Genomic DNA, 24,793 nt, shown 5'->3' with positions numbered 1-24,793 from the left:
CTCCTAAACCGATTCATCGCTGGCCTGCCGGCTCGCCTGGATTTAGCTTGCCAAGGATCCAGTCGCGGAAGGCGCGGATCTTGAAGGCATTGCGGCGGGCATAGGAATAGACCAGCCAATAGTCGTGACCCTCGCTGCAGCGCAGCTTGAAAGGCTGGTAGAGCCGGCCGAGCGCCACGTCGTCGCTATAGAATTCCGGCATCAGAATGGCGACGCCCTGGCCGGCGACCGCTGCCCGCGCCTCGAAGGCTTGGGAGCCGAGCCGGATTGCCGGCCTGCCGGCCAAATCCGGGTCGTCGACGCCGGCGGCGCGGAACCATGCCGGCCACCACGGATCCCCAGGGCCGATAATGGGGAGCTTCAGAAGGTCTCGCGGCGTGCGTACGCCGCCGATCGTCGACGCAAGCGCGGGGCTGAGCATCGGGGCAAATTCCACCCGCATCAGCCGATGGCTGACAAGGCCCGGCCAATCGCCCGTTCCGGAGCGGATCGCCACGTCGACCGATTCCTTGTTGAAATCGATGATTGCGTCGTTCGCCGCCAGACGTACGGCGATATTCGGGTGTGCAAGTTGGAACGTGCCGATCTCTCGGGCAAGCCATTGCGAGGCAAAGGTCGCCGTCGAGTTGATGAGCAGCGCCGTTTCCGTGTCGCGGCGCGCCGAGGCGACCGCGTCCTGCAGCAGTTCGAATGCTTCGGTCACCTTCGGCGACAGCCGATGGCCGACTTCCGTCAGCGTCACCTGGCGCGGCTTCCTGAGGAACAGCGGCTCTCCGACGCTCTCTTCGATGAGCTTGATCTGGTAGCTAACCGCCGTCTGGGTCATGCCGAGCTCCTCCCCGGCCCTGGTGAAGCTGCCAAGCCGTGCGGCTGCCTCGAAGACCCTCAGCGCATTCAGCGGAAACTGCTTCGACATCTTCATGGATAAGTTCTCTTGATGCATGCAGGCAGATGTTCGATTGGAGTTCGAGCATCTTTGGCGGCATGCTGCAAGTCAAGTTCACAGCTTTCGAAAGGGTGCTCAGATGTCCTGCGATGTATTGGAATATGCTGAAAGAAAGCCAGTTCGCTCAGTGCGTGGAGCAATCCGCACAGTCACCTCTGCCTTTCGTCGGATGAGAGGCCGGAGCTTGAAACTCGACCTCGAAACGACGTCCGATTACATGAAGAGAGACTTGGGTCTCATGGACTGGGACGTGCCGCGGCGGGAGGATGAAAGGCTCCGGTAGGTCGACAAATGCCCCTCATCCCGCTGCCGCGACCTTCTCCCCGCAGGCCGGGGCGAAGGGACTCGCGGCACCTCCCAAGTCCGTCAGAACGGGGAGAGGGTTAGGGGCCTCCACGGTTGCTGAAAATCGTTGAGCCAAACTTGCCCCTGAACAGCTCAAATCCCTCTCAATCTCTCCACCGCCATCAAGACACGCTCCGGCGTCGCCGGCGCATCGAGCCTCGGACATTCGCGATAGTCGGCGACGCTGGCGACCGCCATCGACAGTGCTTCCAGCACCGAGATCGGCAGCATCAAGGGTGGCTCGCCCACCGCCTTGGAGCGGCCGATGGTCTTCTCCGCATTTTCCGACCATTCGGCGAGGCGCACGTTGAAGATCTTCGGCCGGTCCGAGGCGAGCGGGATCTTGTAGGTCGACGGGGCATGGGTCCTCAGCCGCCCCTTCTCGTCCCACCAGAGTTCCTCCGTCGTCAGCCAGCCCATGCCCTGCACGAAGCCGCCTTCGACTTGGCCGATGTCGATCGCCGGATTGAGCGAGCGGCCGACGTCGTGCAGCACGTCGACCCGGTCGACGAGGTATTCCCCGGTCAATGTGTCGATCGATACTTCCGAGACGGCCGCCCCATAGGCGAAGTAGTAGAAGGGCGTGCCGCGTCCGGCTGCGCGGTCCCAGTGAATCTTCGGCGTTTTGTAGAAGCCGGCGGCCGATAGTTGCATACGGGCAATGTAGGCCTGGCCGATGAATTCGGCGAAGGGCACGCGTTCTTCGCCGATCTTCACGTGGTTCTGCACGAAGCTGACATTGTCGGCGGTCGTCTGCCAGCGCTCGGCGGCGAAGGCGACGAGGCGCTCCTTGATCTGGCGGGCGGCGTCGAAGGCAGCCATGCCATTCAGATCGGAGCCCGAGGAGGCAGCGGTTGCGGAGGTGTTCGGCACCTTGCCGGTCGTCGTCGCGGTGATCTTCACCCGGTCGATATCGATCTGGAAACTGTCGGCGAGAACCTGCGCCACCTTGGTGTTGAGGCCCTGGCCCATTTCGGTGCCGCCGTGATTGAGATGGACCGAGCCATCCGTGTAGATGTGAACGAGCGCGCCGGCCTGGTTCAGATGGGTCAGGGTGAAGGAAATGCCGAACTTGACCGGCGTCAGGGCGATGCCCTTGCGGATCACCCGGCTCGATTTGTTGAAGTCGATGATCGCGGCACGCCGGCCCTGATAGTCGGCGCTCGCCTCCAGTTCCTCGACGATCTGCCGGATGATGTTGTCTTCGACCTTCTGATGGTAGGGCGTGACGTTGCGTCCCGAATCCTTGTCGCCATAGAAGTTCAGCTTGCGGATTTCGAGCGGGTCCTTGCCGAGCGCATAGGCAACCTCCTCGATGATCCGCTCGCAGCCGACCATGCCTTGCGGCCCGCCGAAACCGCGAAAGGCGGTATTGGAAACCGTATTGGTTTTCAAGGGTCGCGAGGTCAGCTTCACGTGTGGATAGAAGTAGGCGTTGTCGGCATGGAAGAGGGCTCGGTCGGTCACCGGCCCGGAAAGATCGGCGGAGAAACCGCAGCGCGCCGCATACGTCGCCTGCGCTGCCAGGATGGTCCCGGCATCATCGAAGCCGACGTCGTAATCGACGAGAAAGTCATGGCGCTTGCCGGTCGCCACCATGTCGTCGTCGCGGTCGGGCCGGAACTTGACGGCACGACGCAGCTTGCGCGCGGCGACGGCGGCGAGTGCGGCGAACTGGTTGCCCTGCGTCTCCTTGCCGCCGAAGCCGCCGCCCATACGGCGGACGTTGACGGTGATGGCGTTTGAGGGGACGCCGAGCACCTGCGCGACCATATGCTGGATTTCGCTCGGATGCTGGGTCGATACCCAGACGGTCATGTCGTCATCCTCGCCCGGAATGGCGAGCGCGATGTGCCCCTCCAGGTAGAAATGCTCCTGGCCGCCGATGCGCATCTTGCCCTTGAGCCGGCGTGGCGCGCGCTCCAGTTCGCCCTCCGCGTCGCCGCGCTGAAGAGTCAATGGCGGGGTGACCAGCTCTCCGCCTCCGGCGATTGCGTCGGCCACATCGATCCTGTGGGGCAGGTCGCGATAGGTGATCTTCGCCAGCCGCGCCGCGCGGCGGGCAATGTCGCGCGTCTCGGCAATCACCGCGAAGGCCGGCTGTCCATGAAACTGCACGCGGCCGTCGGCGAGCACCGGCTCGTCGTGGAGATGCGTGGAACTGATGTCGTTCGAATGCGGCATGTCCTTTGCGGTCAGCACTGAGACGACGCCGGGCAGGGCGGCAACCGCGGAGAGGTCCATTTCGAGGATTTCCGCATGGGCCCGGTCGGTGAGGCCAAGTGCGCCGTGCAAGGTGCCGGCGGGCTCCGGCATGTCGTCGATATAGTCGGCGGTCCCGGCGACGTGCTTGTGGGCGCTGTCGTGGCGCAGTTCGCTGTGCATCGGGCCGGCGATGGTGGTGCGTTCTTCGAAGGCGGATTTATCCATCGCTTAGCGCCCCCAACTGAGGGAGTTGCTGCCCCTCATCCGGCCTGCCGGCCACCTTCTCCCCGCGAGCGGGGCGAAGGCACTTACCGCGCCACTTTCCTTCCTGCCACTTCCCGAGCGAAGCGGGGCGCTGCCTCCATCCCCTCTCCCCGCGCGCGGGGAGAGGGGATGGGTGAGGGGCAATTTGACGACGCTGACTTCGAGGCCACCGCTCATGCCACATCCTCGAAACGCTCAAGCTGCGCCTTTTCGCCGACGCTCTCCAGAAAGAAGCGCATCAGCAGGTTCTTTGCCGCCAGCATGCGATAGGCGCTGCTGGCGCGCCAGTCGGTTATCGGTTGATAATCCGTTTCGAAGGCCGCCTGGGCTGCGCGTACCGTATCCTCTGTCCAGGGCTGGCCGATCAGCGCGGCCTCGACGGCCTTCGGCCGCTTCGGGGTGGCCGCCATGCCGCCAAAGGCGATGCGGGCGGCTTTCACCCGTCCGCCGTCGAGCGCGATGCGGAACGCGCCGAGCAGGGCGGAGATGTCCTCGTCGCGGCGCTTGGTCACCTTGTAGGCCGCGAAGCGGTCTCCCGCCGGCAGGGCCGGGACGAAGATGCTCTCGACGAATTCGCCGGGCCTGCGATCCTGCTTGCCATAGGCAATGAAGAAATCCTCGAGCGGCAGCGAGCGCGTGCCGTCCTTCGAGCGCAGACTGACCGTTGCGCCGAGAGCGATCAGCGGTGGCGGGCTGTCGCCGATCGGCGAGCCATTGGCGATGTTGCCGCCGATCGTTCCCATGTTGCGCACCTGCTCGCCGCCGACGCGGTCGAGGAGCGGTCCGAAGCTTGGAAAGGCCAAGGAAAGGGCTTCGAAGGCGGATGAATAAGTGACGCCGGCGCCAATGGTCAGGCCGGCTCCGGAGCTTTCGATCCGCTGCAGTTCGGCGATGCCGCTGATGAACACCGCCGGGCTGATCGGGCGCATCTGCTTCGTCACCCAGAGCCCGACATCGGTCGAGCCCGCGACAATCGTCGCCGTCGGGTACTCGGCGAGCGCCGTTGCGAGGCCGGCCGTATCCGCCGGCAAGACAAGGCAGTTCTCGCCATTACGGATGACGATCGTTTCCGTCGGCTGAAACGCCTTTAGCCGGGCCGCTACGGTCTCCCGTGTCCGGGTGATCGGATCGAAAATCGCCGAGGGGCGCTCTTTGGCGGCGGCTTCCGCCGCCCGCACGATCGGCTCATAGCCGGTGCAGCGACAGAGATTGCCTTGCAGCGCCTTTTCGATCGCCGCACGGCTCGGATTGTCGTTCGTCAGCCACAGGCCATAGAGTGACATGACGATGCCGGGCGTGCAGAAGCCGCATTGCGATCCGTGATAATCCACCATCGCCTGCTGCACCGGATGCAGCGCCCCGTCGCTTGCCGCCAGATGCTCGACGGTGACGACATGCGTGGCGTTGAGCGAGCCGATGAACCGGATGCAGGCATTGACAGTTTCATAGACGAGGCTTTCACGCCCTTGGGGGTCGCCGGCAAGCCGGCCAACGAGCACGGTGCAGGCGCCGCAATCGCCCTCGGCGCAGCCTTCCTTGGTGCCGGTGAGGCGGCGTTGAAGCCTGAGGAAGTCGAGCAATGTGTCTGTCGGCGCAACGTCCGAGAGTGCGATTTCCGTATCGTTCAGGATGAAGCGGATGCTGTCGGATGCCTGTGCCATCACGTCCTTCTCGATCCGTTATTGCGCCGTCCAGCCGCCGTCCATCGAGACATGGGTGCCGGTGATCTGCGCCGCGTCGTCGCTTGCAAGGTAAAGCGCCAGTGAGGCCACCTGCTCGACGGTTATGAATTTCTTGGTCGGCTGGCCCTTGAGCATAACCTCGTTGACCACCTGTTCCTCGGTGATGCCGCGTGTCCTCGCCTGGTCGGGTATCTGCTTTTCGACGAGCGGCGTCAGCACATAGCCGGGGCAGATCGAGTTCACGGTAATGCCGTTTTCCGCCACCTCGAGCGCCACGGTCTTAGTAAGACCCATGATACCATGCTTGGCCGCCACATAGGCGGACTTGAAGGGCGAGGCGACGAGGCCGTGTGCCGAGGCGATGTTGACGATGCGCCCCCAGCCCTTCTCTTTCATGGAGGGAATCGCCGCTCGGATGGTGTGGAAGGAGGAGGAGAGGTTGATGGCGATGATCCGGTCCCATTGCTCGACGGGAAAATCCTCGATCTTCTCGACGAATTGCACGCCGGCATTGTTGACGAGGATGTCGGTGCCACCGAAGCGCGCGGTGGCGGTCGCCATCAGGTCGGCGATCTCGGCCGGTTTCGTCATGTCTGCCGGGTGATGGAGGACGGTGCCGGCGCCGAGGCCGGCGACCTCGTCCGTCACCGTCCTGATCTCGTCCGCCGAACCGAAACCGTTCAGCACGATGTTGGCCCCGGTCTTCGCGAAGGCCTTGGCGATGGCCAAGCCGATGCCGCTCGTCGAACCCGTTATGACCGCTGTCTTCGTCATTCTCGATCTCTCCCTCGGCGCTGCAAACCGCCCTCGTTTCTGCAATCGAACGATGCGCCGTACTGTCACCCGCGCGCGCGCATTTTTGCGATGCAACAGCCGCAGCCTACGCGCAAAAGCGCAGCGGTGACAATTGTGTTTTTCCGTCCGGCGACGCAGAGTTCGTGTCGGGTTCGCAAGGGTGGTCGAGTTGCGTTTTGTTTTCGTTTGACATTCGTTTCAGCGTCGTATTGAAGTCTTTCGAAGGCCTCCCCTAGAGGAAGGGCGGCGTCTGTGCGTGCCGAGGAGGGGCATATGGGCGGATATATTCTCGCGATCGATCAGGGTACGACGTCCACGCGCGCGATCGTTTTCGACGGCAAGCAGCAGGTCGCGGGCGTCGGCCAGAAGGAATTCAAGCAGCACTTCCCGAAATCGGGCTGGGTCGAGCACGACCCGGAAGAAATCTGGGAGACCGTTCTTTTCACCATCCGGCAGGCGATCGAGAAGGCTGGCATTGCCGCCAGCGATATTGCGGCGATCGGCATCACCAACCAGCGCGAAACGGTCGTCGTGTGGGATCGCGAGAGCGGCAAGCCGATTCACAATGCCATCGTCTGGCAGGATCGCCGCACTGCCTCCTTCTGCGACAAGCTGAAGAAGCAGGGCCTCGAAAGGACCTTCACCAAGAAGACGGGACTGCTGCTCGACCCGTATTTTTCCGGTACGAAGCTCAACTGGCTGCTGACCAATGTGAAGGGAGCGCAGGCGCGCGCCGCCAAGGGCGAGCTCTGCTTCGGCACCATCGACACCTTCCTCATCTGGCGGCTCACCGGCGGCAAATCCTTTGCGACCGACGCCACCAATGCGTCGCGGACGCTGATCTACAATATCGTCGACAATGGCTGGGACGCCGAACTCACCGACATCCTCCGCATCCCGCGGACGATGCTGCCGGAGGTGAAGGATTGCGCGGCCGAGTTCGGCGTTACCGATCCTTCCCTCTTCGGTGCGGCGATTCCTATCCTCGGGGTGGCCGGCGACCAGCAGGCGGCGACGATCGGCCAGGCCTGCTTCAAGCCGGGCATGCTGAAATCCACCTACGGCACCGGCTGCTTCGCGCTGCTCAATACCGGCAAGGACATCGTCCGCTCGAAGAACCGACTGCTCACCACCATCGCCTATCGCCTCGATGGCAAGACGACCTACGCGCTCGAAGGCTCGATCTTCGTCGCGGGCGCTGCCGTCCAATGGCTGCGCGACGGGCTCAAGGTCATCAAGGCGGCGCCCGACACCGGCACGCTGGCCGAAAGCGCCGATCCGACGCAAGAGGTCTATCTGGTGCCGGCCTTCACCGGGCTCGGCGCTCCGCACTGGGACCCGGATGCCCGCGGCGCGATCTACGGGATGACGCGCAATACCGGACCCGCCGAATTCGCCCGGGCGGCGCTCGAGTCGGTCTGCTACCAGACGCGCGATCTGCTCGACGCCATGCACCGGGACTGGCGCAGCAACGGCAAGGACACGGTGCTGCGGGTCGACGGCGGCATGGTCGCCTCGGACTGGACGATGCAGAGGCTCTCCGATCTGCTCGACGCGCCGGTCGACCGGCCTGTCATCCTCGAGACGACCGCGCTCGGCGTTGCCTGGCTCGCCGGCAGCCGCGCCGGCGTCTGGCCGAACCAGGAGGAGTTCGCCAAATCGTGGGCCCGCGACCGGCGCTTCGAGCCGAAGATGGACGGGACGACCCGCAAGGGCAAGCTGAAGGGCTGGCGCAGCGCGGTGAAGCGGACGCTGATGGCGGCGTAGGCAGCTCACGCCGAGAATTGCTCCTCACCTTAGCCCTCTCCCCGCAGGCGGGGCGAGGGGACATGAGTTCGAGCGTTCCCCTTACTCCATAGAAATTGCCGCATGCGGGAGCAGGGACGGGACGGGTGCGGCAGCTCCCTTCGCCCCGCTTGCGGGGGAGAAGGTCGCGGCAGCGGGATGGGGCAAAATTCCTGCCTTAAGAAACAGTGTGTTTCCAAATCCCGCATTTGTGGCCGTGCCGGGCGCCGATTATCTCTGGGCGATCGACAACGGGACGTCATCATGGAACTCGGGCTTTATACCTTCGCCGACGTGGACCCCAATGCTACCGACAAGGGTGCCGAGGGGCGCCGGCGCCTTGCCAATCTCATCGAAGAGATCGAGCTTGCCGACCAGGTCGGCCTCGACGTCTTCGGCCTTGGCGAGCATCACCGGCCCGACTACGCCGCCTCCGCGCCGGCGGTGATCCTCGCCGCCGCGGCGGCGCGCACCAGCCGTATCCGGCTGACGAGCGCCGTGACGGTGCTGAGCTCCGACGATCCGGTGCGCGTCTTCCAACAATTCGCGACCCTCGATCTTCTTTCCAATGGCCGCGCCGAGGTCATGGCCGGGCGCGGCTCCTTCATCGAGTCCTTCCCGCTCTTCGGCCAGTCTCTCGACGACTACGACCAGCTCTTTGCCGAAAAGCTCGATCTCCTGCTGGCGATCCGTGACAGCGAGAAGGTCACCTGGTCGGGCGAATTGCGGCCGCCGATCGACGGTCGCGGCGTCTATCCGCGGCCGTTGCAGGACCAGCTGCCGCTCTGGATCGCCGTCGGCGGCACGCCGCAATCGGTGGCCCGCGCCGGCGCGCTCGGCTTGCCGATGGCGCTGGCGATCATCGGCGGCGAGCCGCGGCGGTTCGCGCCGCTCTTCGACCTCTACCGCGAGGCGGCGCGCCGCGCCGGCCAGGACGCATCGAAGCTGAAGACGAGCATCAACGTGCACGGTTTCATCGCCGACACGACGGATGAGGCGGCCGACCAGTTCTACGGGCCGCAGGCGGAGGTGATGAACCGCATCGGCCGCGAACGCGGCTGGGGGCCGACGAACCGTGCCCATTTCGACCAGGCGCGCAGCCCGGCCGGCAATCTTTTCCTGGGCGACCCGGAGACGGTGGCGCAAAAGATCGTCGCGCATCAAAAGCTCTTCCGCAACGATCGCTTCCTCTTGCAGATGGCGATCGGCCCGATGCCGCACGACCAGATCATGCGCGGCATCGAGCTCTACGGCACCAAGGTCGCGCCGCGGGTTCGCGAGATGCTGGCGGAAGCAAGCCGGTAGCGGACCGGCCGGCACTGGTATCCGCCGCGTCGCCACGCTACATGTGGCCGCGAAAGCGAGATACGATGACCCTCAACAATGACGAAGATCTCGAGCGGCTGAAAGAAATCGGCCGTATCTGCGCCAATGCGCTGCAGGCGATGGGCGAGGCGCTCGCGCCCGGCATCACCACGGCTGAACTCGACGCGATCGGCCGCAAGGTGCTCGAGGAAGCGGGCGCGCGCTCGGCGCCGGAGCTCTGCTACAAGTTTCCCGGCGCGACCTGCATCAGCGTCAACGAGGAAATCGCCCATGGCATTCCGGGCAGCCGGGTGATCCGCGCCGGCGATCTGGTCAACATCGACGTTTCCGCCGAGAAGGATGGCCTCTTTGCCGATACCGGCGCCTCCTTCCCCGTGCCGCCCGTCACATCGGCCATCGACCGGCTCTGCCGCGACGGCAAACGGGCCATGTGGGTGGGCTTGAAGCAGGTGCGGCCGGATCAGTCTCTGGCAGCGATCGGCAATGCCATCGGCGAATTCGCCCGCAAGAACCGCTATTCGCTGGTCACCAACCTGGCGAGCCACGGCATCGGCCGGTCGCTGCACGAGGAGCCGGCCGAGATCGCCACCTGGCCGGATCCGTCCGAACGTCGGCGGATGAAAGAGGGCATGGTCTTCACGGTCGAGCCGTTTCTGTCTATGGGCGCCCATTGGGCCGAGGGCGGCGACGACGACTGGACGCTCTACAGTGAGCCGCGTGCGCCAACGGTGCAGTACGAGCACACGGTCGTCGTGACGCGCGGCGGACCGCTGGTCGTCACGCTGCCGGGCTGAGCAGAGGTGATGCGGCCGGGCGGTGGCGCCAGGGCTGCGATCGTTCGATTCCATCAATCGAAGCTTCAATTATAATGATTTGTCGGCTTCTTGCTGCGATGCAATAAGGAGGCATGAGCACGCTTCACAGATTGCCGGATCGCGACGAGAAGCACGTCGGCACGGCCAGCGGAATCGATCCGCGTAGCATGGTTGAGGCAGAGGCGCTGTCGACTTCTGCGCCCCATGCGCTCGCACACGGCAGCCTGGCCGCGACGGCAATCGCCGGCGCCATCGCCATGGCCGTCACCATGGGTTTCGGCCGTTTCTCCTATACGCCGATCCTGCCGGCTATGATGGCGGATGCGGGGCTCTCGCCGGCGGATGCCGGGCTGATCGCCTCGGCCAATTTCGTCGGCTATCTCGCCGGCGCCGTGCTGGCCGCCTATGGCTGGGCGCATGGCCACGAGCGGCGGATCGGCCTTGCTGCACTGGCCGCGACGACCCTGTTGCTGGCGATGATGGGGCTCACCTCGTCCGTTCTCGTCTATTCAGCCGTCCGTTTCCTTGCGGGCCTCGCGAGCGCCTTCGCGATGATCTTCGTGTCCGGGATTGTTCTGGGGCAGGGGCTGCTGGCCAAGTCGGAACATGTGCCGTCGGTGCATTTTGGCGGCGTCGGCTTCGGCATCGCGCTTTCCTCGCTCTGCGTCTGGGCGGCACCGCTCGCGGGGGTCGCGGGCCTTTCCGCCTCGCAAGGAGATTGGTTCACCGGCGCGCTTGTCGCACTGGCAGGGACTGTCCTCGTTGCCGCCTTGCTGCCGGGCAGCGAGCATGTGGGAAATGGCGCCGGACGTGAGGCGCCGCTCAGCTGGACCCGGCCGCTTGCAGCCATGACGCTCACTTACGGCTTCTTCGGATTCGGCTATGTGATTACCGCCACCTTCCTCGTCGCCATGGCCCGGGACCCGAGCGGCGGCCACAGCGTCGAATTCCTCGCCTGGCTGATTACCGGCATCAGCGCTGCGCTGTCGATCTCTCTGTGGCGCTTCGCCGTGCCGCGCCTCGGGCTTGCTGGCGTCTATGCCGCGGGCCTCCTGGTCGAGGCCGCCGGCCTGGTGCTGACCATATCCTTGCCTTCGCCCTACGCGCCGCTCGTCGGCGGCCTGATGCTCGGCGCCACCTTCATGATGGTCACCGCCTACGGCCTGCAGATCGGCCGCCAGCTTGCACCCGAAAGCCCGCGCCGGGCCCTCGCCTTCATGACCGCCGCCTTCGGCATCGGCCAGATCGTCGGTCCGCTCGTCGCCGGCTGGCTGGCGGAACGGACCGGGAGCTTCGCGCTGCCGACACTGGTGGCTGCCGTGGTGCTGTTCGGCTGCGGCGTGGTGGTGGTCGTTGAACTGCCGAGGATCAGGGCGGCATTGGGTCGGTGAAGCCACGAATTCCGCGCGCCCGAGGCGGAACTATTCCCGGCGGAGCTTCATGAAATAACAGTAACATTCGCAATGTGGAATTGTTGCGACGGGAAATTTGCCCTAGTTTCGGCCGCATCAGGAGGCAAGTCGTTGTCCTCCAAATAGCGAGAGTGCCGTCCCTTGTTCCAATCCTTCTTCCCCAAGCCGAAGCAGTTCTTCATATCCGTCATTGTCTGGTCGCTGATTGCCGTTGCCTTCTGGTACGGCTGGGGTGAAAGGCTCGGCGCGGTCGTTGGTTTGCCGCCCGCACCGGCCGATGCCCCGCCGATCGTCGGCATCTCGGCCTTCTGGTCGCCTGCCTTCCTCTGGTTCTACATCTACTTTGGATTGGTGGTGGCGATTTTCGCCGCCTTTTGGCAGGTTTACGCTCCCCATCGCTGGCAGAGCTGGTCTATCTGGGGATCGGCTCTCATTCTCTTTGTCACCTATTTCCAAGTGCAGGTGAGCGTGGCAATCAACAACTGGTACGGACCCTTCTGGGACCTGATCCAGGCGGCGGTCTCCAAGGCGGCAGTTGTCACGGCGGAACAGTTCTACGCTCAGATCGGGACGTTCCTCGGAATCGCCATGGTCGCCGTGGCAGTCGCGGTGATGACGCGCTATTTCGTCAGCCATTACATCTTCCGTTGGCGTACGGCCATGAACGAATACTACATGACCAACTGGGGCAAGCTGCGTCACATCGAGGGGGCCTCGCAGCGCGTACAGGAAGATACGATGCGCTTCTCCTCGACGGTCGAGGGCCTTGGCGTTAGCCTTATCGACAGTGTCATGACCTTGATCGCCTTCACACCTGTCCTGATCCGGCTTTCCGAGAACGTCACCGAACTGCCAATCGTCGGCAGCATTCCCTATCCTTTGGTCACGGCAGCCGTCCTATGGTCGCTTTTCGGTACGGTGTTCCTCGCCTTGGTTGGGATCAAGTTGCCGGGACTGGAATTCCGCAACCAGCGTGTGGAAGCCGCCTATCGCAAGGAGCTAGTTTACGGCGAGGATCACATCGATCGCGCCCAACCGGAAACGGTTGTCGAGCTTTTCAGCAACGTTCGCAGGAACTATTTCCGGCTCTATTTCCACTATCTGTACTTCAACATTGCACGCATTTTCTATCTGCAGATCAACAATATCTTCTCGCTGCTTATCCTCGCGCCCTCGATTATTGCGGGCAAGATTTCCCTCGGCGCGCTGAACCAGATTTCCGGTGCGTTCGGCCAAGTGAGCTCGTCCTTCCAATACCTCGTCAACTCCTGGCCGACGATAGTTGAGCTGCTTTCGATCTACAAGCGTCTCCGCGCCTTCGAATCCGTGCTCGATGAAGCGCCGCTGCCTGATATCGACCGCCAATTCATTGAGGCCGGCGGCAAGGAAGAACTTGCCCTGTAGCTCGCGCTGATCAGAAGGCGGAGCGATCCGCCTTCTCTTCTGCCGCCTCGATCTGCGGCAGAGCCTCCGCATAGCTGACGCAGGCGACGTCCGGCTTGCGGCAGGTCTCCGTCAGGAAGCGATCAAGCGCCCGCCAATAGGCGCCGCCGTTCATCTCGACGAAGTGAAAGCCGAGCTGCAGCGGAACGCGCCCGCCGTCATATTCCTTGCGGAATGCCTCTCGGTATGCCGCAAGCGTCCGCTCCTCGAAACGGGTGCTGTTCCTTCGGTTTTCGACGCCCATCGAGTGGCGGATGAAGAGATTGTAGTCCATGCCGATGACCGGCCGGTGCGAAGGGCCTTCCGGGATGAGCGGCAGACCGAAGCGCGGCATACCGGCCTCGGTCCTGGGCCAGCCTGGCCCCTTGGTGACGAGGCTCGCGTCATAGCTGAACTCGAAGGCCTTGAGCGCCGGCAGGAGGCCGTCGCTCACCGAGAGATAAGGCGCGCGGAATCCCTTGGCGCCGTTGCGGGCGAAATGCGCCCAACCTTCCGGCTCGGCCTCCGGCCTGCTGGCCTTCTTCCAGGCGTCGACGAGTGCCGTGCGGAAGGCCGCGAATTCGCTCTCCCAGTCCGCCTCGCTCCAGCCCTTGCCGTCGAAATGACCGCAGGCGTGGCTGCCGATGTCGTGACCTTCGAGATGCGCCTGCCAGATATGGCCGGCGCGAACGGCGATCTCCTCGCGGCTCTGGGCGAAGCCGACATTGGATCGGCCGGCTTTCTGTCCCGGCGCCCTGTAGCTCTCCCTGCCGTCCGCCTTTGTCATCAGGAAGGTGCAGGAGAGGAAATAGGTGAAGTGCGCCCGGTTGCGCCTTGCCATGGTGAGGCTCTTTTCCCACAGCGCATTGTCGTGCGCGCCGTCGAAGGAGACGATCACGAGTTGCTTTTCCTTGGCGGGCAGGGGCGCCGAAGGCGGATCGGCGAACGCTACTGTGGGAAGGAGACAGAGCGAGAGCGCGAGGATCTTGCGTGGCATGGGACGGCTTCTTGGGAGAATCAGCAGATATGACGAGTTGTATTCGCCGTCCCTTCTTCAACAATGCGGCAATCCTTAGGTCCCGCCGGAAATTCTCTGGGGATTAAGCTATGCGATGGTAAATAAAGGGATAAAGCGGGATGCGGGAGGTTCGATGTAGGCTATCGCTTGCATCGCGCTCCGAATTGTTGATCGATGCGTTCACAATCCGGATTCCCCCCGGTTCGATGCAATCTAGCGTGGGTGACTTATGACTCTACTGGTCCTGGGTATCGTGATTTTTCTGGGCATGCATCTCGTTCGCGTGGTTGCGCCCGGCCTTCGCGCCGGCGTCATCGAGAGCCGCGGCAAGCGTACATGGATGGGGCTCTTTACGGCCGTCAGCCTCGTCGGTCTCTGTCTCATCATCTATGGCTTCGGCCAGGCACGCGGCGAGACGGGGATGCTCTATGATCCGCCGGTATTCCTGCGCCACATCGCCCTCCTGCTGATGCTCTTCGCCTTTGTCTTCCTTGCCGCGGGTTCCCTGCCGGCCGGTCGCATCGCCGTCGCGGTCAAGCATCCGCAGATCCTCTCGATCAAGATCTGGGCCCTGGCGCACCTGCTCTCGAACGGCGAGACCTCTTCTGTCCTGCTCTTCGCCTCGTTTCTCGCCTGGGCCGTGATCGTGCGCATCTCGCTGAAGCGACGCGAGCGCGCGGGCGAATCCGTGCTGCCGGTGTTCAAGTCGACGCGCAACGACGCGCTGGCGGTGCTCATCGGCCTCGCCGCCTATGTGCTCTTCGTCTGGAAGCTGCACGATTGGCTGATCGGCGTCCCTCCCATCGTTATGGGCTAAATGACATCATGGGCTAAATGACATGGGCCCCCTTACAAGCGACGCAAAATCGGGTAGAAGGCGCAAAATCCACAGAGAGCACGCGCGTCCGGCCGGACGCGCAACGGATGCTCGAACAGTTTGAGATTGCGCGTTTCCCTTCCGAACATCGGCGTCGAATGTCGGGACTACGCGCCAGCGTGCAGGAAGGCCGGGGCAACAGATGGCAAACCAGGACGACAGCTTTATCCGCGAGGTGAACGAAGAACTCCGCTCGGATCAGATGAAAGCCATCTGGACGCGCTTCGGCGGCATCATCATCGGGATCGCGGCACTCATCGTCCTCGGCACCGTCGGCAAGGTCGGCTACGATTATTGGCAGGAGAGTTCCTCGTCGCAATCGGGAGACGCCTTCCTCGTAGCCCTTGATCTTGCCAAGGAAAACAAGTCGGAGGAGGCGCTCGCTGCACTCACCAAGCTGGAGCAGGAGGGCTACGGCTCCTATCCGGTTCTCGCTCGCCTGCGCGCGGCGACGCTAAAGGCTCAGAAGGGCGAAAGCGACGCGGCCGTCGCGGCCTTTTCCGAGATCGGCAAGGACACGCGCATTCCCGCGGCTCTCCGCGATGCGGCGCGGCTGCGCGCGGCCTACCTGCTCATCGATGCCGGCACCTACGACCAGGTCTCGGCCGAGGTCGAACAGCTGGCGGTGCCGCAGAACGCCATGCGCCATTCGGCGCGCGAGGCGCTCGGCCTTGCGGCCTACAAGGCGGGCGATTACGCCAAGGCGAAGGGCTGGTTCCAGCAGATCGCCGACGATACCGAAAGCCCGCGCGGCGTCGTCAACCGGGCGCAGATGCTGCTCGACGTGATTGCGGCGAGCGGCAAAGCTTGAGGCTTCTGATATGAGTTTCACCGTCGCCATCGTCGGGCGCCCCAATGTCGGCAAGTCGACCTTGTTCAACCGTCTGGTCGGCAAGAAGCTGGCGCTCGTCGACGACACGCCCGGGGTCACACGCGACCGGCGACCCGGCGACGCAAAACTCGTCGACCTGAAATTCCGCATTATCGATACGGCCGGTCTCGAGCAATCGGCGCCCGACAGCCTGCAGGGGCGGATGTGGGCGCAAACCGAACAGGCGATCGACGAGGCGGATCTGTCGCTGTTCGTCATCGACGCCAAGGCCGGCCTGACGCCGGCCGATGAAACGCTTGCCGAGATGCTGCGCCGGCGCGGCAAGCCGGTCATCGTCGTCGCCAACAAGTCGGAGGCACGCGGATCCGACGGCGGTTTCTACGACGCCTTCACGCTCGGCCTCGGCGAACCGTGCCCAATCTCGGCCGAGCACGGCCAGGGCATGATCGACCTGCGGGACGCGATCGTCGCCGCCCTCGGTGAGGATAGGGTCTTCCCGCCGGCGGAGGACGTCGCCGAGACCGATGTCGATATTCGCCCGACGGGGGCAGGCGAGGACGAAGAGGCGGAGCCCGCCTATGATGAAACCAAGCCCCTGCGAGTCGCGATCGTCGGCCGGCCGAATGCCGGCAAGTCGACGCTGATCAACCGCTTTCTCGGCGAAGACCGGCTGCTGACCGGCCCCGAGGCCGGCATCACCCGCGATTCCATCTCGGTCGAATGGGACTGGCGCGGCCGCACGATCAAGATGTTCGACACGGCCGGCATGCGCCGCAAGGCGAAGGTCCAGGAAAAGCTCGAGAAGCTTTCGGTCGCCGATGCGCTGCGCGCCATCCGTTTTGCCGAGACGGTCGTCATCGTCTTCGACGCTACCATTCCCTTCGAGAAGCAGGACCTGCAGATCGTCGATCTGGTGCTGCGCGAGGGGCGTGCGGCCGTGCTCGCCTTCAACAAATGGGACCTGGTCGAGAACTGGCAGGCGGTGCTTGCAGATCTGCGCGAAAAGACCGAACGGCTGCTGCCGCAGGCCCGCGGCATCCGCGCCGTGCCGATCTCCGGCCATACGGGCTACGGTCTCGACAGGCTGATGCAGGCGATCATCGAGACGGACAAGGTCTGGAACCGGCGCATCTCGACGGCGCGCCTCAACCGTTGGCTGGAATCGCAGCAGGTGCAGCACCCGCCGCCGGCCGTCTCCGGCCGTCGCCTGAAGCTCAAATACATGACCCAGGTGAAGGCCCGCCCGCCGGGCTTCATGATCTCCTGCACGCGCCCGGAAGCGGTGCCGGAATCCTATGTCCGCTATCTGATCAACGGCCTGCGCAACGATTTCGACATGCCGGGCGTGCCGATCCGCGTCCATTTCCGGGCTGCGGATAATCCTTACGAATCGAAGGCTCGCAAGAGGCGGTGATTGAAGGAAGCATCGCCGCTCTACAATCAAGGCCTCATTCCTGTGCTTGTCACAGGAATCCAGCAGCGCCGCGTCTGCGGCGCGGGAGTCCATCCAAAGGTTATTTGGCTCATCGGTAGAAAGGCTCGGTGACATCCCGTCGATCGGTGAAAAGCCACCTACCAAACAGTCGGCAACTTCTCCCGCTCCACCAGCGCCCCGTGATGGCCGATCACCGCTGCGGCTATGCGTGCGGCGAAGGCGGCGGCATCTGCCGGGGTGTCGCCGGCGGCGAGGTGCGCGAGGAAGGAACCGTTGAAACTGTCCCCGGCGCTGGTGGTGTCGACGATGCGGGCAACGGGTGCTGCCGGGATGTGCTGGCGCGCTCCCTCGCCGAACTGCAGGGTGACGCCGTTGGCGCCGTCCTTGACGGCGATGTCGGCGACGCCGAGCGCACGGTATCGTTCGATCGTGCTGCCGACGGATGCATCGCCGAAATGCGTTGCCTCGTCGTCGAAACTCGGCAGCAGCAGCGTCGCCGCCCGCGCGCCCGCCTCGATGGTTGCGCGCATCCGTGCCACGTCGTCCCAGAGGCGTGGGCGGATATTCGGATCGAACACCACGCGCTTGCCGGTCGCCTTCGCCCGCCGCAGTTCCGACAGCAAGGTTTCGACCGCATCGGCAGCAAGGATTGCAAGCGTGATCCCGGAGAAGAAGACCACGTCCGCCGAGCCGATCGCCTTTCGCAGCCGATCCGGGTCGTCGGCAAGCAGCTTCGCGGCGGAAGTTGAGCGCCAGTAGGAGAAGCTGCGCTCCCCCTCCTTCAGATGGATCATGTAGAGGCCCGGCATGCGGCCCTCGATCCGGGCGATATGCGCCGTGCCGACCCTGGTCCCCTCGATGAATGACAGCATCTCGTCAGAGACGACATCGGTGCCGACGGCGGTCAGATACTCGACGGTCCATCCGGCCGGTGCGAACAGACGCGCGTAATAGGCGGTGTTGAAGGTGTCGCCCGCATAGCCCTTGCGCAGCATGCCGCCTTCCGCCTGCATCAGTTCGACCATGCATTCGCCGATTGAAAGCATGCTGCCCGCCATCCGCTCTTCCTCCCGCCATCGGTGTCGCCGCCAATGGGTTAGCGATCTGTCGGCTTCGCAGCAAGCGAATGTTGCGCGCGCCGTTTACTCGGTGAAATCGCGGCGATACATCTTTCGTGCAGCAGCAGGAACAGCGGGGTGTGCGGATGGCGGTCGGAACGAGGTCTGGCGACGATTGGTGGCGCGGCGCGGTGGTCTATCAGGTCTATCCGCGTTCCTTCCAGGACACGGATGGCGACGGCATCGGTGATCTTCGCGGCGTGACCCGGCGGCTTTCTCATATCGCCTCGCTCGGCGTCGACGCCATCTGGCTGTCGCCCTTCTTCAGGTCGCCGCAGGCGGACATGGGCTACGACGTCTCGGACTATTGCGACGTCGACCCGATGTTCGGCTCGCTTGCCGATTTCGACGCCATGATGGCGGAGGCGCACCGGCTGGGACTGAAAGTGATCATCGACCAGGTGATCTCGCACACGTCCGACCGGCATCCCTGGTTCGTCGAGAGCCGCTCGAGCCGTAGCAATGCCAAGGCGGACTGGTTCGTCTGGGCCGATCCGAAGCCGGACGGCACGGCGCCGAACAATTGGCTTTCGATCTTCGGCGGCCCGGCCTGGGAATGGGACGGGGTGCGCAGGCAATACTACATGCACAACTTCCTGACGTCGCAGCCGGACCTCAATTTCCATCATCCCGAGGTCCAGGAGGCGCTGCTCGATACGGTGCGCTTCTGGCTGGACCGCGGCGTTGACGGCTTCCGGCTCGACACGGTCAATTATTACTTCCATGACCGGCATTTGCGGGACAACCCGCCGCTCGTTCCGGATCCCGATGCGACGAGCAGCGACGCGCCGGAGGTCAATCCCTACGGCATGCAGGATCATCTCTACGACAAGACCCAGCCGGAGAATATCGCCTTCCTGCAGCGGCTGCGGGCCTTGCTCGACAGATATGGCGGCCGCACGACGGTGGGCGAGGTCGGCGATGGCGCCCGGTCGCTGAAGACGGTTGCCGCCTATACGAGCGGTGGCGACAAGCTGCACATGTGCTACACCTTCGACCTGCTCGGCCCGGAACTCTCGGCCCGCCATATCCGGCGCTGCGTCGAGAATTTCCAGGCGATCGTCACCGATGGCTGGGTCTGCTGGGCCTTCTCCAACCACGACGTCATGCGTCATGTCAGCCGCTTTGTGCTCCGCGAGGCGGACCGCGAACGGATGGCGAAGCTCGCTATTGCGCTGCTTGCCAGCCTGCGCGGCTCGATCTGCCTCTACCAGGGCGAAGAACTGGGCCTGCCGGAGGCGGAACTCACTTACGAGGAATTGCGCGACCCCTATGGCATCCGCTTCTGGCCGGCCTTCAAGGGTCGCGACGGCTGCCGGACGCCGATGGTCTGGGAAAGGGATGAGGCGAATGCCGGCTTTTCCGCCGGTTTTCCCTGGCTGCCGGTGCGCGAGGAACAGCGCGCCTTGGCGGTGGATGCACAGGAGGGCGTCGCGGGGTCGGTGCTCGAACATTATCGCACTACGCTCGCTTTCCGTCGCGCCCACGCGCCCCTCCTAGACGGCGACATGGCGTTCCTTGCGACCAACCAGGATGTGCTGGCCTTCACCAGGGAGAAGAACGGCGAGAGGTTGCTTTTCGTCTTCAACCTGACGGGCGAGCCGCAAACGGTTCAGCTCGCCGTCGACATGGATGTCGCTGAAGTGCTGCCAATGGCGGGATTTGCGCCCGAGTTAGCTGAGAACGCAATCGCGCTTGCCGGTTACGACGTCTTCTGTGGACGGCTGGGGTCAGGGGAAACGCGTTCGTTACCCCTCCGTCATCCTCGGGCTTGACCCGAGGATCCACGCACAGACATCACCGAAACTATCGAGCGTCGCGGTCAGTTTGCGTGAATTCGAGATCGCGTCGTGGTCAATGTGCCACGGGCGGCTTGTGAATGGATCCTCGGGTCAAGCCCGAGGATGACAAGTGTGGAGAGGGCGGCATTCCGTCAGCAGGTCATCGTGTCAGTAGTCTCAGCCAATCAGCGCAAACTTGTCCACATCCACCAGCCCGCGGTCCGAAATCTTGAGGTGCGGTATCACCGGCAGCGGCAGGAAGGCGAGTTGCAGGAAAGGCTCCTCCAGCGTTGCGCCAAGGGCGAAGGCGGCCTGGCGCAGGTGGTGGAGGATGTCGCGCACCCGCTCGTAGGGTTCGAGGCTCATCAGTCCGGCAATCGGCAAGGCGATCTCGCCGGTCACCCGGCCGTCTTCGACGACGACGAAACCGCCCCTGATCACGCCGAGCCGATTGGCGGCAAGGGCCATGTCTTCGTCTCCGACGCCGACGACGCAGATATTGTGGCTGTCATGGCCGACGGTGGAGGCGATCGCGCCCTTCTTCAGGCCGAAGCCCTGAACGAAGCCGTTGGCATGGTTGCCGTTGATGCCGTGGCGCTCGATGACGGCGACCTTGATGATGTCGCGGCCGAGATCGGGCCCTGTCTGGTTGCCCTCGGCCGGCAGCCGAAAGCGTCGATGCTCGGTGATGATCTTTCCCGGCAGCACGCCGATCACCGAGGTCTCGCTTTCGCTGTAGGGCACGGCGAAATCCGCCGCCTTGACCTCTCGCGCCTTGACGCTGTCGAGCCCCACCGGCTCGACCGGCTTGCGGCGGGCAAAGAGCGCGCCGGTCACGCGTTTCCCGGCGGAGAAGACCATCTCGGCCCTGCAGGTCTCCAGGCTGTCGACGACCACGAGATCGGCCCGCCAGCCGGGCGCTACCAGGCCGCGGTCGCTGAGACCGAAGGCACGCGCCGCCGAGATCGAGGCGGCGCGATAGACCGCCAGCGGCTCGACGCCCGCCGCGATCGCCGTGCGGATCATGTGGTCGAGATGGCCCTGCTCGGCGATGTCGAGCGGGTTGCGATCGTCGGTGCAGAGCGCCAGATAAGGCGATAGCCGCTCGGTGATGATCGGCATCAAGGCATGCAGGTCTTTCGACACCGAACCTTCGCGCACGAGGATGTGCATGCCCTTGCGGATCTTTTCGAGGGCTTCCTCGGCGCTCGTGCATTCGTGGTCGGTGCGGATGCCGGTCGCGAGGTAACCATTCAGTTCCTTGCCGCGCAACAGCGGCGCATGGCCGTCGATGTGACCGCCCTGGAAGGCGTCGAGCTTGGCGAGGCAGACCGGATCCTTGTGGATGACGCCGGGGAAATTCATGAACTCGGCAAGGCCGATCACCTTGGGGTGATGGCGAAACGGCGTAAGCCGCTCGATCGGCAGGTCGGCACCGGCCGTCTCCAGATGCGTTGCCGGCACGCAGGAGGAAAGCTGGACGCGGATGTCCATGATCGTTTCCATCGCCGAGTCCAGGAAGAACTGGATACCCTCGGTGCCGAGCACGTTGGCGATCTCGTGCGGGTCGCAGATCGCCGTGGTGACGCCGAGCGGCAGGACGCAACGGTCGAATTCGTGCGGGGTGACGAGCGAGGACTCGATGTGCAGATGCGTGTCGATGAAGCCCGGGACGATGATGCGACCGTAGATGTCGATTTCCTCGCAGCCCTCGTAGTCGCCGCAGGTTCCGACGATCCGGTCGCCGGAGATGGCAATGTCGGAAGCGACGAGTTCGCCGGTGACGAGATCGAAGAAGCGCCCGCCCTTGAGCACGATGTCGGCCGGCTTGCGGCCGACGCCCTGATCGATGAACCGTTCCAGCGCCTCGGACATGCCTGCACCTCGCCCCTTTGCTGCTTTGCCGATGACAATACCCCTCTCCCCTGAGGCGGGGAAAGGGCTTCGCAAACAACGCGGAGATGTCTCAGATATTGTTCTTCAAGACGTCGCGCAGCTTGTCGAAGAGTTCGTCGATCTGCTGCTTTTCGATGATCAGCGGCGGCGACAGCGCGATGATGTCGCCGGTCGTGCGGATCAACAGGCCTTTCTCGTAGGCCTTTAGGAAGGCGGAGAAGGCGCGCTTCGTTGGCTCGCCGGCGATCGGCTCGAGCTCGACCGCGCCGATCAGGCCGATATTGCGGATGTCGATCACATGCGGGCAGTCCTTCAGCGAATGCAGCGCCTCCTCCCAGTAGGGCGCGAGATCGGCGGCGCGCGTCAGCAGACCCTCTTCCTTGTAGGTGTCGAGCGTTCCGAGTGCCGCGGCAGACGCGATCGGGTTGCCGGAATAGGTGTAGCCGTGGAAGAACTCGATCAGATGCTCCGGGCCGGTCATGAAGGCGTCGTGGATTTCCGAGGTGACGAACACTGCGCCCATCGGGATCACGCCGTTGGTCAGGCCCTTGGCGGTGGTGATGATATCTGGCTTGACGTCGAAATATTGCGCGGCAAAAGGCGTGCCGAGACGGCCATAGCCGGTGATGACCTCGTCGAAGATCAGCAGGATGCCGTGCTTGGTGCAGATCTCGCGCAGCTTCTGGAGGTAGCCCTTCGGCGGGATGAGCACGCCGGTGGAGCCGGCGACCGGCTCGACGATGACCGCGGCGACAGTCGAGGCGTCGTGGAGGGTGACGATCCGCTCCAGTTCGCTCGCAAGATCGGCCCCGTGCTCGGGCTCGCCGCGGGCAAAGGCGTTCTTCCCCGGCAGGTGCGTATGCGGCAAATGGTCGACGCCCGTCAGCAGCGTGCCGAACATCTTGCGGTTGGCGACGATGCCGCCGACCGAAATGCCGCCGAAATTGACGCCGTGATAGCCGCGCTCGCGGCCGATGAGGCGGAAGCGCGAGCCGTTGCCCTTGGCGCGGTGATAGGCGAGCGCGACTTTCAGCGCGGTGTCGACCGATTCCGAACCGGAATTGGTGTAGAGGACGTGGTTCAGACCTTCCGGTGCGATGTCGACGAGCCGGTTGGCGAGCTCGAAGGCCTTCGGATGGCCGAGCTGAAAGGCCGGCGCATAATCGAGTTCGCCCGCCTGTTCGCGGATCGCCTCGGTGATCTTCGGCCGACAGTGACCGGCATTGACGCACCAGAGACCGGCCGTGCCATCGAGCACGGTCCGCCCGTCATGGGTGGTGTAGTACATGTCCTTGGCGCCGACGAAGAGCCGCGGCTCCTTCTTGAACTGCCGATTGGCGGTGAAGGGCATCCAAAAGGCGCGGAGATCGTTCGGGGTGGTGGTCAGGCGGTTCGACATGTCTGTTCTCCTCGGGGGCGTCCAGCGCGAAAAGTCGGCTGGGGTCCGAATTCTTTTACCTGTTGGTCAAATTATCAGTGCCCCTGTGAGCGTCAAGCCTGCCGGCGCGCAAGAAATAAGCCCCGCGATTGCTCGTCGGGGCTTTGGCCTTGCAGCTCTTGTCGGCGTCTTGGGAGTTACGCCGACTTGCGCACGAAGGGCTTTTCTATGACGACGCTCGTGGGGGCTCCGTAAATCTCCGTGAGTGCGCCCAAAATCCTCATGACCGCCTCGGACGAACTCGAATAATAGATCGTCTGGGCGTCACGACGGGTGCTAACCAGATTCTGGGCACGCAACTTCGAGAGGTGCTGGGAAAGAGCCGACTGGCTCAGCCCGACCTTGTTGGCCAATGCGCCTACCGCCATTTCTTCCTTGACCAGCGAGTCGAGAATGAGCAGGCGTTTTGGATTTGCCATGGCCGAGAGGAAACCGGCTGCTATTTCCGCTTCCTCATGTTTTTCAGGCGAAAGAGGCTGCATTGCGTGCTCCATGCGAGAATTACATCACACGTAGTTATGTTTTACGAAGCACGATAATTAGACGTGATGCATAAAAGGGCAACCACCCACTGCAAGAATTGGGGGTAGCTAAGTGCCGATTAACCGTTAAGTTTTTTCAAAATCGGCCGCAACTGGGCCGTGTCCTCGAGAACGGCGTCGAATTCCAGGCGCTGCAGTCTCTCCCCGTCGGAAAGGTCGAGGCCAGCCGAGTCGATTCCGGCAATCTTCCAGTCGCCATCGCCGGCGCGGCAATGAACGGTCGCATAATGCTTCACCGCGTCCTGGTGATCGGAATTCATATGCTCGATGGCGCTGCTCTCCATCTCGGCGAGCGCGGCGGCCGCAGGCGAAGCGATGACGAGATCCTTGTCGGTCAGCACATAGGCGCGGCCGAAACCGCCATTGAGGCTGGCGCGCAGCGGCGCCAGGCGGAAAAAGCCGAAATCGGGAAAATCGACATAGAGCCGGGCCTTGGGATGGCGCCGCAGAAAACGCTCCCGGATGCGGCCATGCGCGGCGCTGTCGCGCGCAACCTCTTCGGCTTCGCACTGGACGGTGAGGCGCGGATGGGCGAGGGGATCGCCCTTGCCCGGCTCTCCGGTCAGCAGCGAGGCGCGTCGGTCGGCAAGGAGCGCCTGGGTATGGGTCGAAAGCCGTGAGACGAGAATGACCGGCGCGCCGTCGATATCGATGCCGATCAAGGCGCGGCTGACGAAGGGAAAGCCGCTGCCGTCGGGTTCGAGCACAGCCAGCGCGCCGCTGCGCGCGGACCGGAGCAACACCCGGGCAAGCCTGCGCGCCTCGTCGTCGGTCTCTCTCAAGACGTTCGGTTTGTCGCTCATGACGCGCTTCCTCGGGTCAGTCAAAACAAAAAAGCCCGGAGCGGCTGCTCCAGGCT

General features: G+C 63.9%; 19 protein-coding genes. 9 read left to right on the top strand and 10 right to left on the bottom strand.

All coding sequences use genetic code 11. From position 1 onward, the window contains the following. Positions 1–13: 13 nt before the first annotated feature. From SS05631_RS11700 to SS05631_RS11680, 4 genes are all read right to left on the bottom strand, one after another. Entirely contained in the window at positions 14–922 is a 909-nt protein-coding gene (locus SS05631_RS11700) for a LysR substrate-binding domain-containing protein (protein ID WP_037414804.1), read from the bottom strand. 462 nt (positions 923–1,384) lie between these two features. Then, a complete protein-coding gene (gene xdhB, locus SS05631_RS11690) occupies positions 1,385–3,721 on the bottom strand; it encodes a xanthine dehydrogenase molybdopterin binding subunit (protein ID WP_037414810.1) in 2,337 nt (778 codons plus the stop codon). Positions 3,722–3,933: 212 nt separating this feature from the next. Continuing rightward, complete coding sequence (gene xdhA / locus SS05631_RS11685) at positions 3,934–5,421, bottom strand: xanthine dehydrogenase small subunit (RefSeq protein ID WP_037414814.1); 1,488 nt, start codon at positions 5,419–5,421, stop codon at positions 3,934–3,936. An 18-nt stretch (positions 5,422–5,439) separates the two neighbouring features. Then, positions 5,440–6,216: a 3-hydroxybutyrate dehydrogenase gene (locus SS05631_RS11680; RefSeq protein ID WP_037414817.1), complete on the bottom strand. Its 777-nt coding sequence runs from the start codon at positions 6,214–6,216 to the stop codon at positions 5,440–5,442. Positions 6,217–6,510: 294 nt separating this feature from the next. Between SS05631_RS11680 and glpK the strand changes: the two genes are divergently transcribed. The 5 genes from glpK (at position 6,511) to sbmA (ending at position 12,979) form a co-directional block, all read left to right on the top strand. Continuing rightward, complete coding sequence (gene glpK / locus SS05631_RS11675; protein ID WP_037414820.1) at positions 6,511–8,004, top strand: glycerol kinase GlpK; 1,494 nt, start codon at positions 6,511–6,513, stop codon at positions 8,002–8,004. Positions 8,005–8,286: 282 nt separating this feature from the next. Further along, positions 8,287–9,327 (top strand): LLM class flavin-dependent oxidoreductase, encoded by a 1,041-nt coding sequence (locus SS05631_RS11670; RefSeq protein WP_037414822.1) that lies wholly within the window; start codon positions 8,287–8,289, stop codon positions 9,325–9,327. Between the two features lie 65 nt (positions 9,328–9,392). After that, positions 9,393–10,142 carry a type I methionyl aminopeptidase gene (map, locus tag SS05631_RS11665; RefSeq protein WP_037414825.1) on the top strand — a complete coding sequence of 250 codons (750 nt, stop codon included), beginning with the start codon at positions 9,393–9,395 and terminating at the stop codon, positions 10,140–10,142. A gap of 113 nt (positions 10,143–10,255) precedes the next feature. Beyond that, positions 10,256–11,554, top strand: a complete 1,299-nt coding sequence (locus tag SS05631_RS11660; RefSeq protein ID WP_037414828.1) for an MFS transporter — start codon at positions 10,256–10,258, stop codon at positions 11,552–11,554. Between the two features lie 162 nt (positions 11,555–11,716). After that, entirely contained in the window at positions 11,717–12,979 is a 1,263-nt protein-coding gene (gene sbmA / locus SS05631_RS11655) for a peptide antibiotic transporter SbmA (RefSeq protein WP_037414832.1), read from the top strand. A 10-nt stretch (positions 12,980–12,989) separates the two neighbouring features. Here sbmA and SS05631_RS11650 read toward each other — a convergent pair whose 3' ends face one another. Then, positions 12,990–13,994, bottom strand: a complete 1,005-nt coding sequence (locus tag SS05631_RS11650; RefSeq protein ID WP_037414834.1) for a polysaccharide deacetylase — start codon at positions 13,992–13,994, stop codon at positions 12,990–12,992. A 250-nt stretch (positions 13,995–14,244) separates the two neighbouring features. On the opposite strand from SS05631_RS11650, the gene SS05631_RS11645 reads away from it, so the two are divergent. From SS05631_RS11645 to der, 3 genes are all read left to right on the top strand, one after another. Further along, positions 14,245–14,832, top strand: a complete 588-nt coding sequence (locus tag SS05631_RS11645) for an NnrU family protein (protein ID WP_037414836.1) — start codon at positions 14,245–14,247, stop codon at positions 14,830–14,832. Positions 14,833–15,034: 202 nt separating this feature from the next. Continuing rightward, positions 15,035–15,703 (top strand): tetratricopeptide repeat protein, encoded by a 669-nt coding sequence (locus SS05631_RS11640; protein WP_037414839.1) that lies wholly within the window; start codon positions 15,035–15,037, stop codon positions 15,701–15,703. Between the two features lie 10 nt (positions 15,704–15,713). Beyond that, positions 15,714–17,138: a ribosome biogenesis GTPase Der gene (gene der, locus SS05631_RS11635; RefSeq protein WP_037414842.1), complete on the top strand. Its 1,425-nt coding sequence runs from the start codon at positions 15,714–15,716 to the stop codon at positions 17,136–17,138. A 158-nt stretch (positions 17,139–17,296) separates the two neighbouring features. On the opposite strand, the gene SS05631_RS11630 is transcribed toward der, so the two are convergent. After that, on the bottom strand, positions 17,297–18,217 hold the full coding sequence (locus SS05631_RS11630) for a sugar kinase (RefSeq protein ID WP_037414845.1): 921 nt from the start codon (positions 18,215–18,217) through the stop codon (positions 17,297–17,299). 146 nt (positions 18,218–18,363) lie between these two features. On the opposite strand from SS05631_RS11630, the gene SS05631_RS11625 reads away from it, so the two are divergent. Beyond that, complete coding sequence (locus SS05631_RS11625; protein ID WP_050988180.1) at positions 18,364–20,052, top strand: alpha-glucosidase family protein; 1,689 nt, start codon at positions 18,364–18,366, stop codon at positions 20,050–20,052. A gap of 183 nt (positions 20,053–20,235) precedes the next feature. Here SS05631_RS11625 and ade read toward each other — a convergent pair whose 3' ends face one another. From ade to SS05631_RS11605, 4 genes are all read right to left on the bottom strand, one after another. After that, entirely contained in the window at positions 20,236–21,933 is a 1,698-nt protein-coding gene (ade, locus tag SS05631_RS11620; RefSeq protein ID WP_037414848.1) for an adenine deaminase, read from the bottom strand. 91 nt (positions 21,934–22,024) lie between these two features. Beyond that, on the bottom strand, positions 22,025–23,353 hold the full coding sequence (locus SS05631_RS11615; protein WP_037414851.1) for an aspartate aminotransferase family protein: 1,329 nt from the start codon (positions 23,351–23,353) through the stop codon (positions 22,025–22,027). A 176-nt stretch (positions 23,354–23,529) separates the two neighbouring features. Next, positions 23,530–23,874 (bottom strand): metalloregulator ArsR/SmtB family transcription factor, encoded by a 345-nt coding sequence (locus tag SS05631_RS11610; RefSeq protein ID WP_037414853.1) that lies wholly within the window; start codon positions 23,872–23,874, stop codon positions 23,530–23,532. Positions 23,875–23,993: 119 nt separating this feature from the next. Beyond that, the gene (locus SS05631_RS11605) at positions 23,994–24,737 is read right to left on the bottom strand and encodes a HugZ family protein (RefSeq protein WP_037414856.1); all 744 of its coding nucleotides are present in this window, start codon (positions 24,735–24,737) and stop codon (positions 23,994–23,996) included. Positions 24,738–24,793 lie beyond the last annotated feature (56 nt).

Source organism: Sinorhizobium sp. CCBAU 05631, assembly GCF_002288505.1.
GTDB lineage: Bacteria > Pseudomonadota > Alphaproteobacteria > Rhizobiales > Rhizobiaceae > Sinorhizobium > Sinorhizobium fredii_C.
This window is presented reverse-complemented; position numbering and strand designations above follow the sequence as displayed.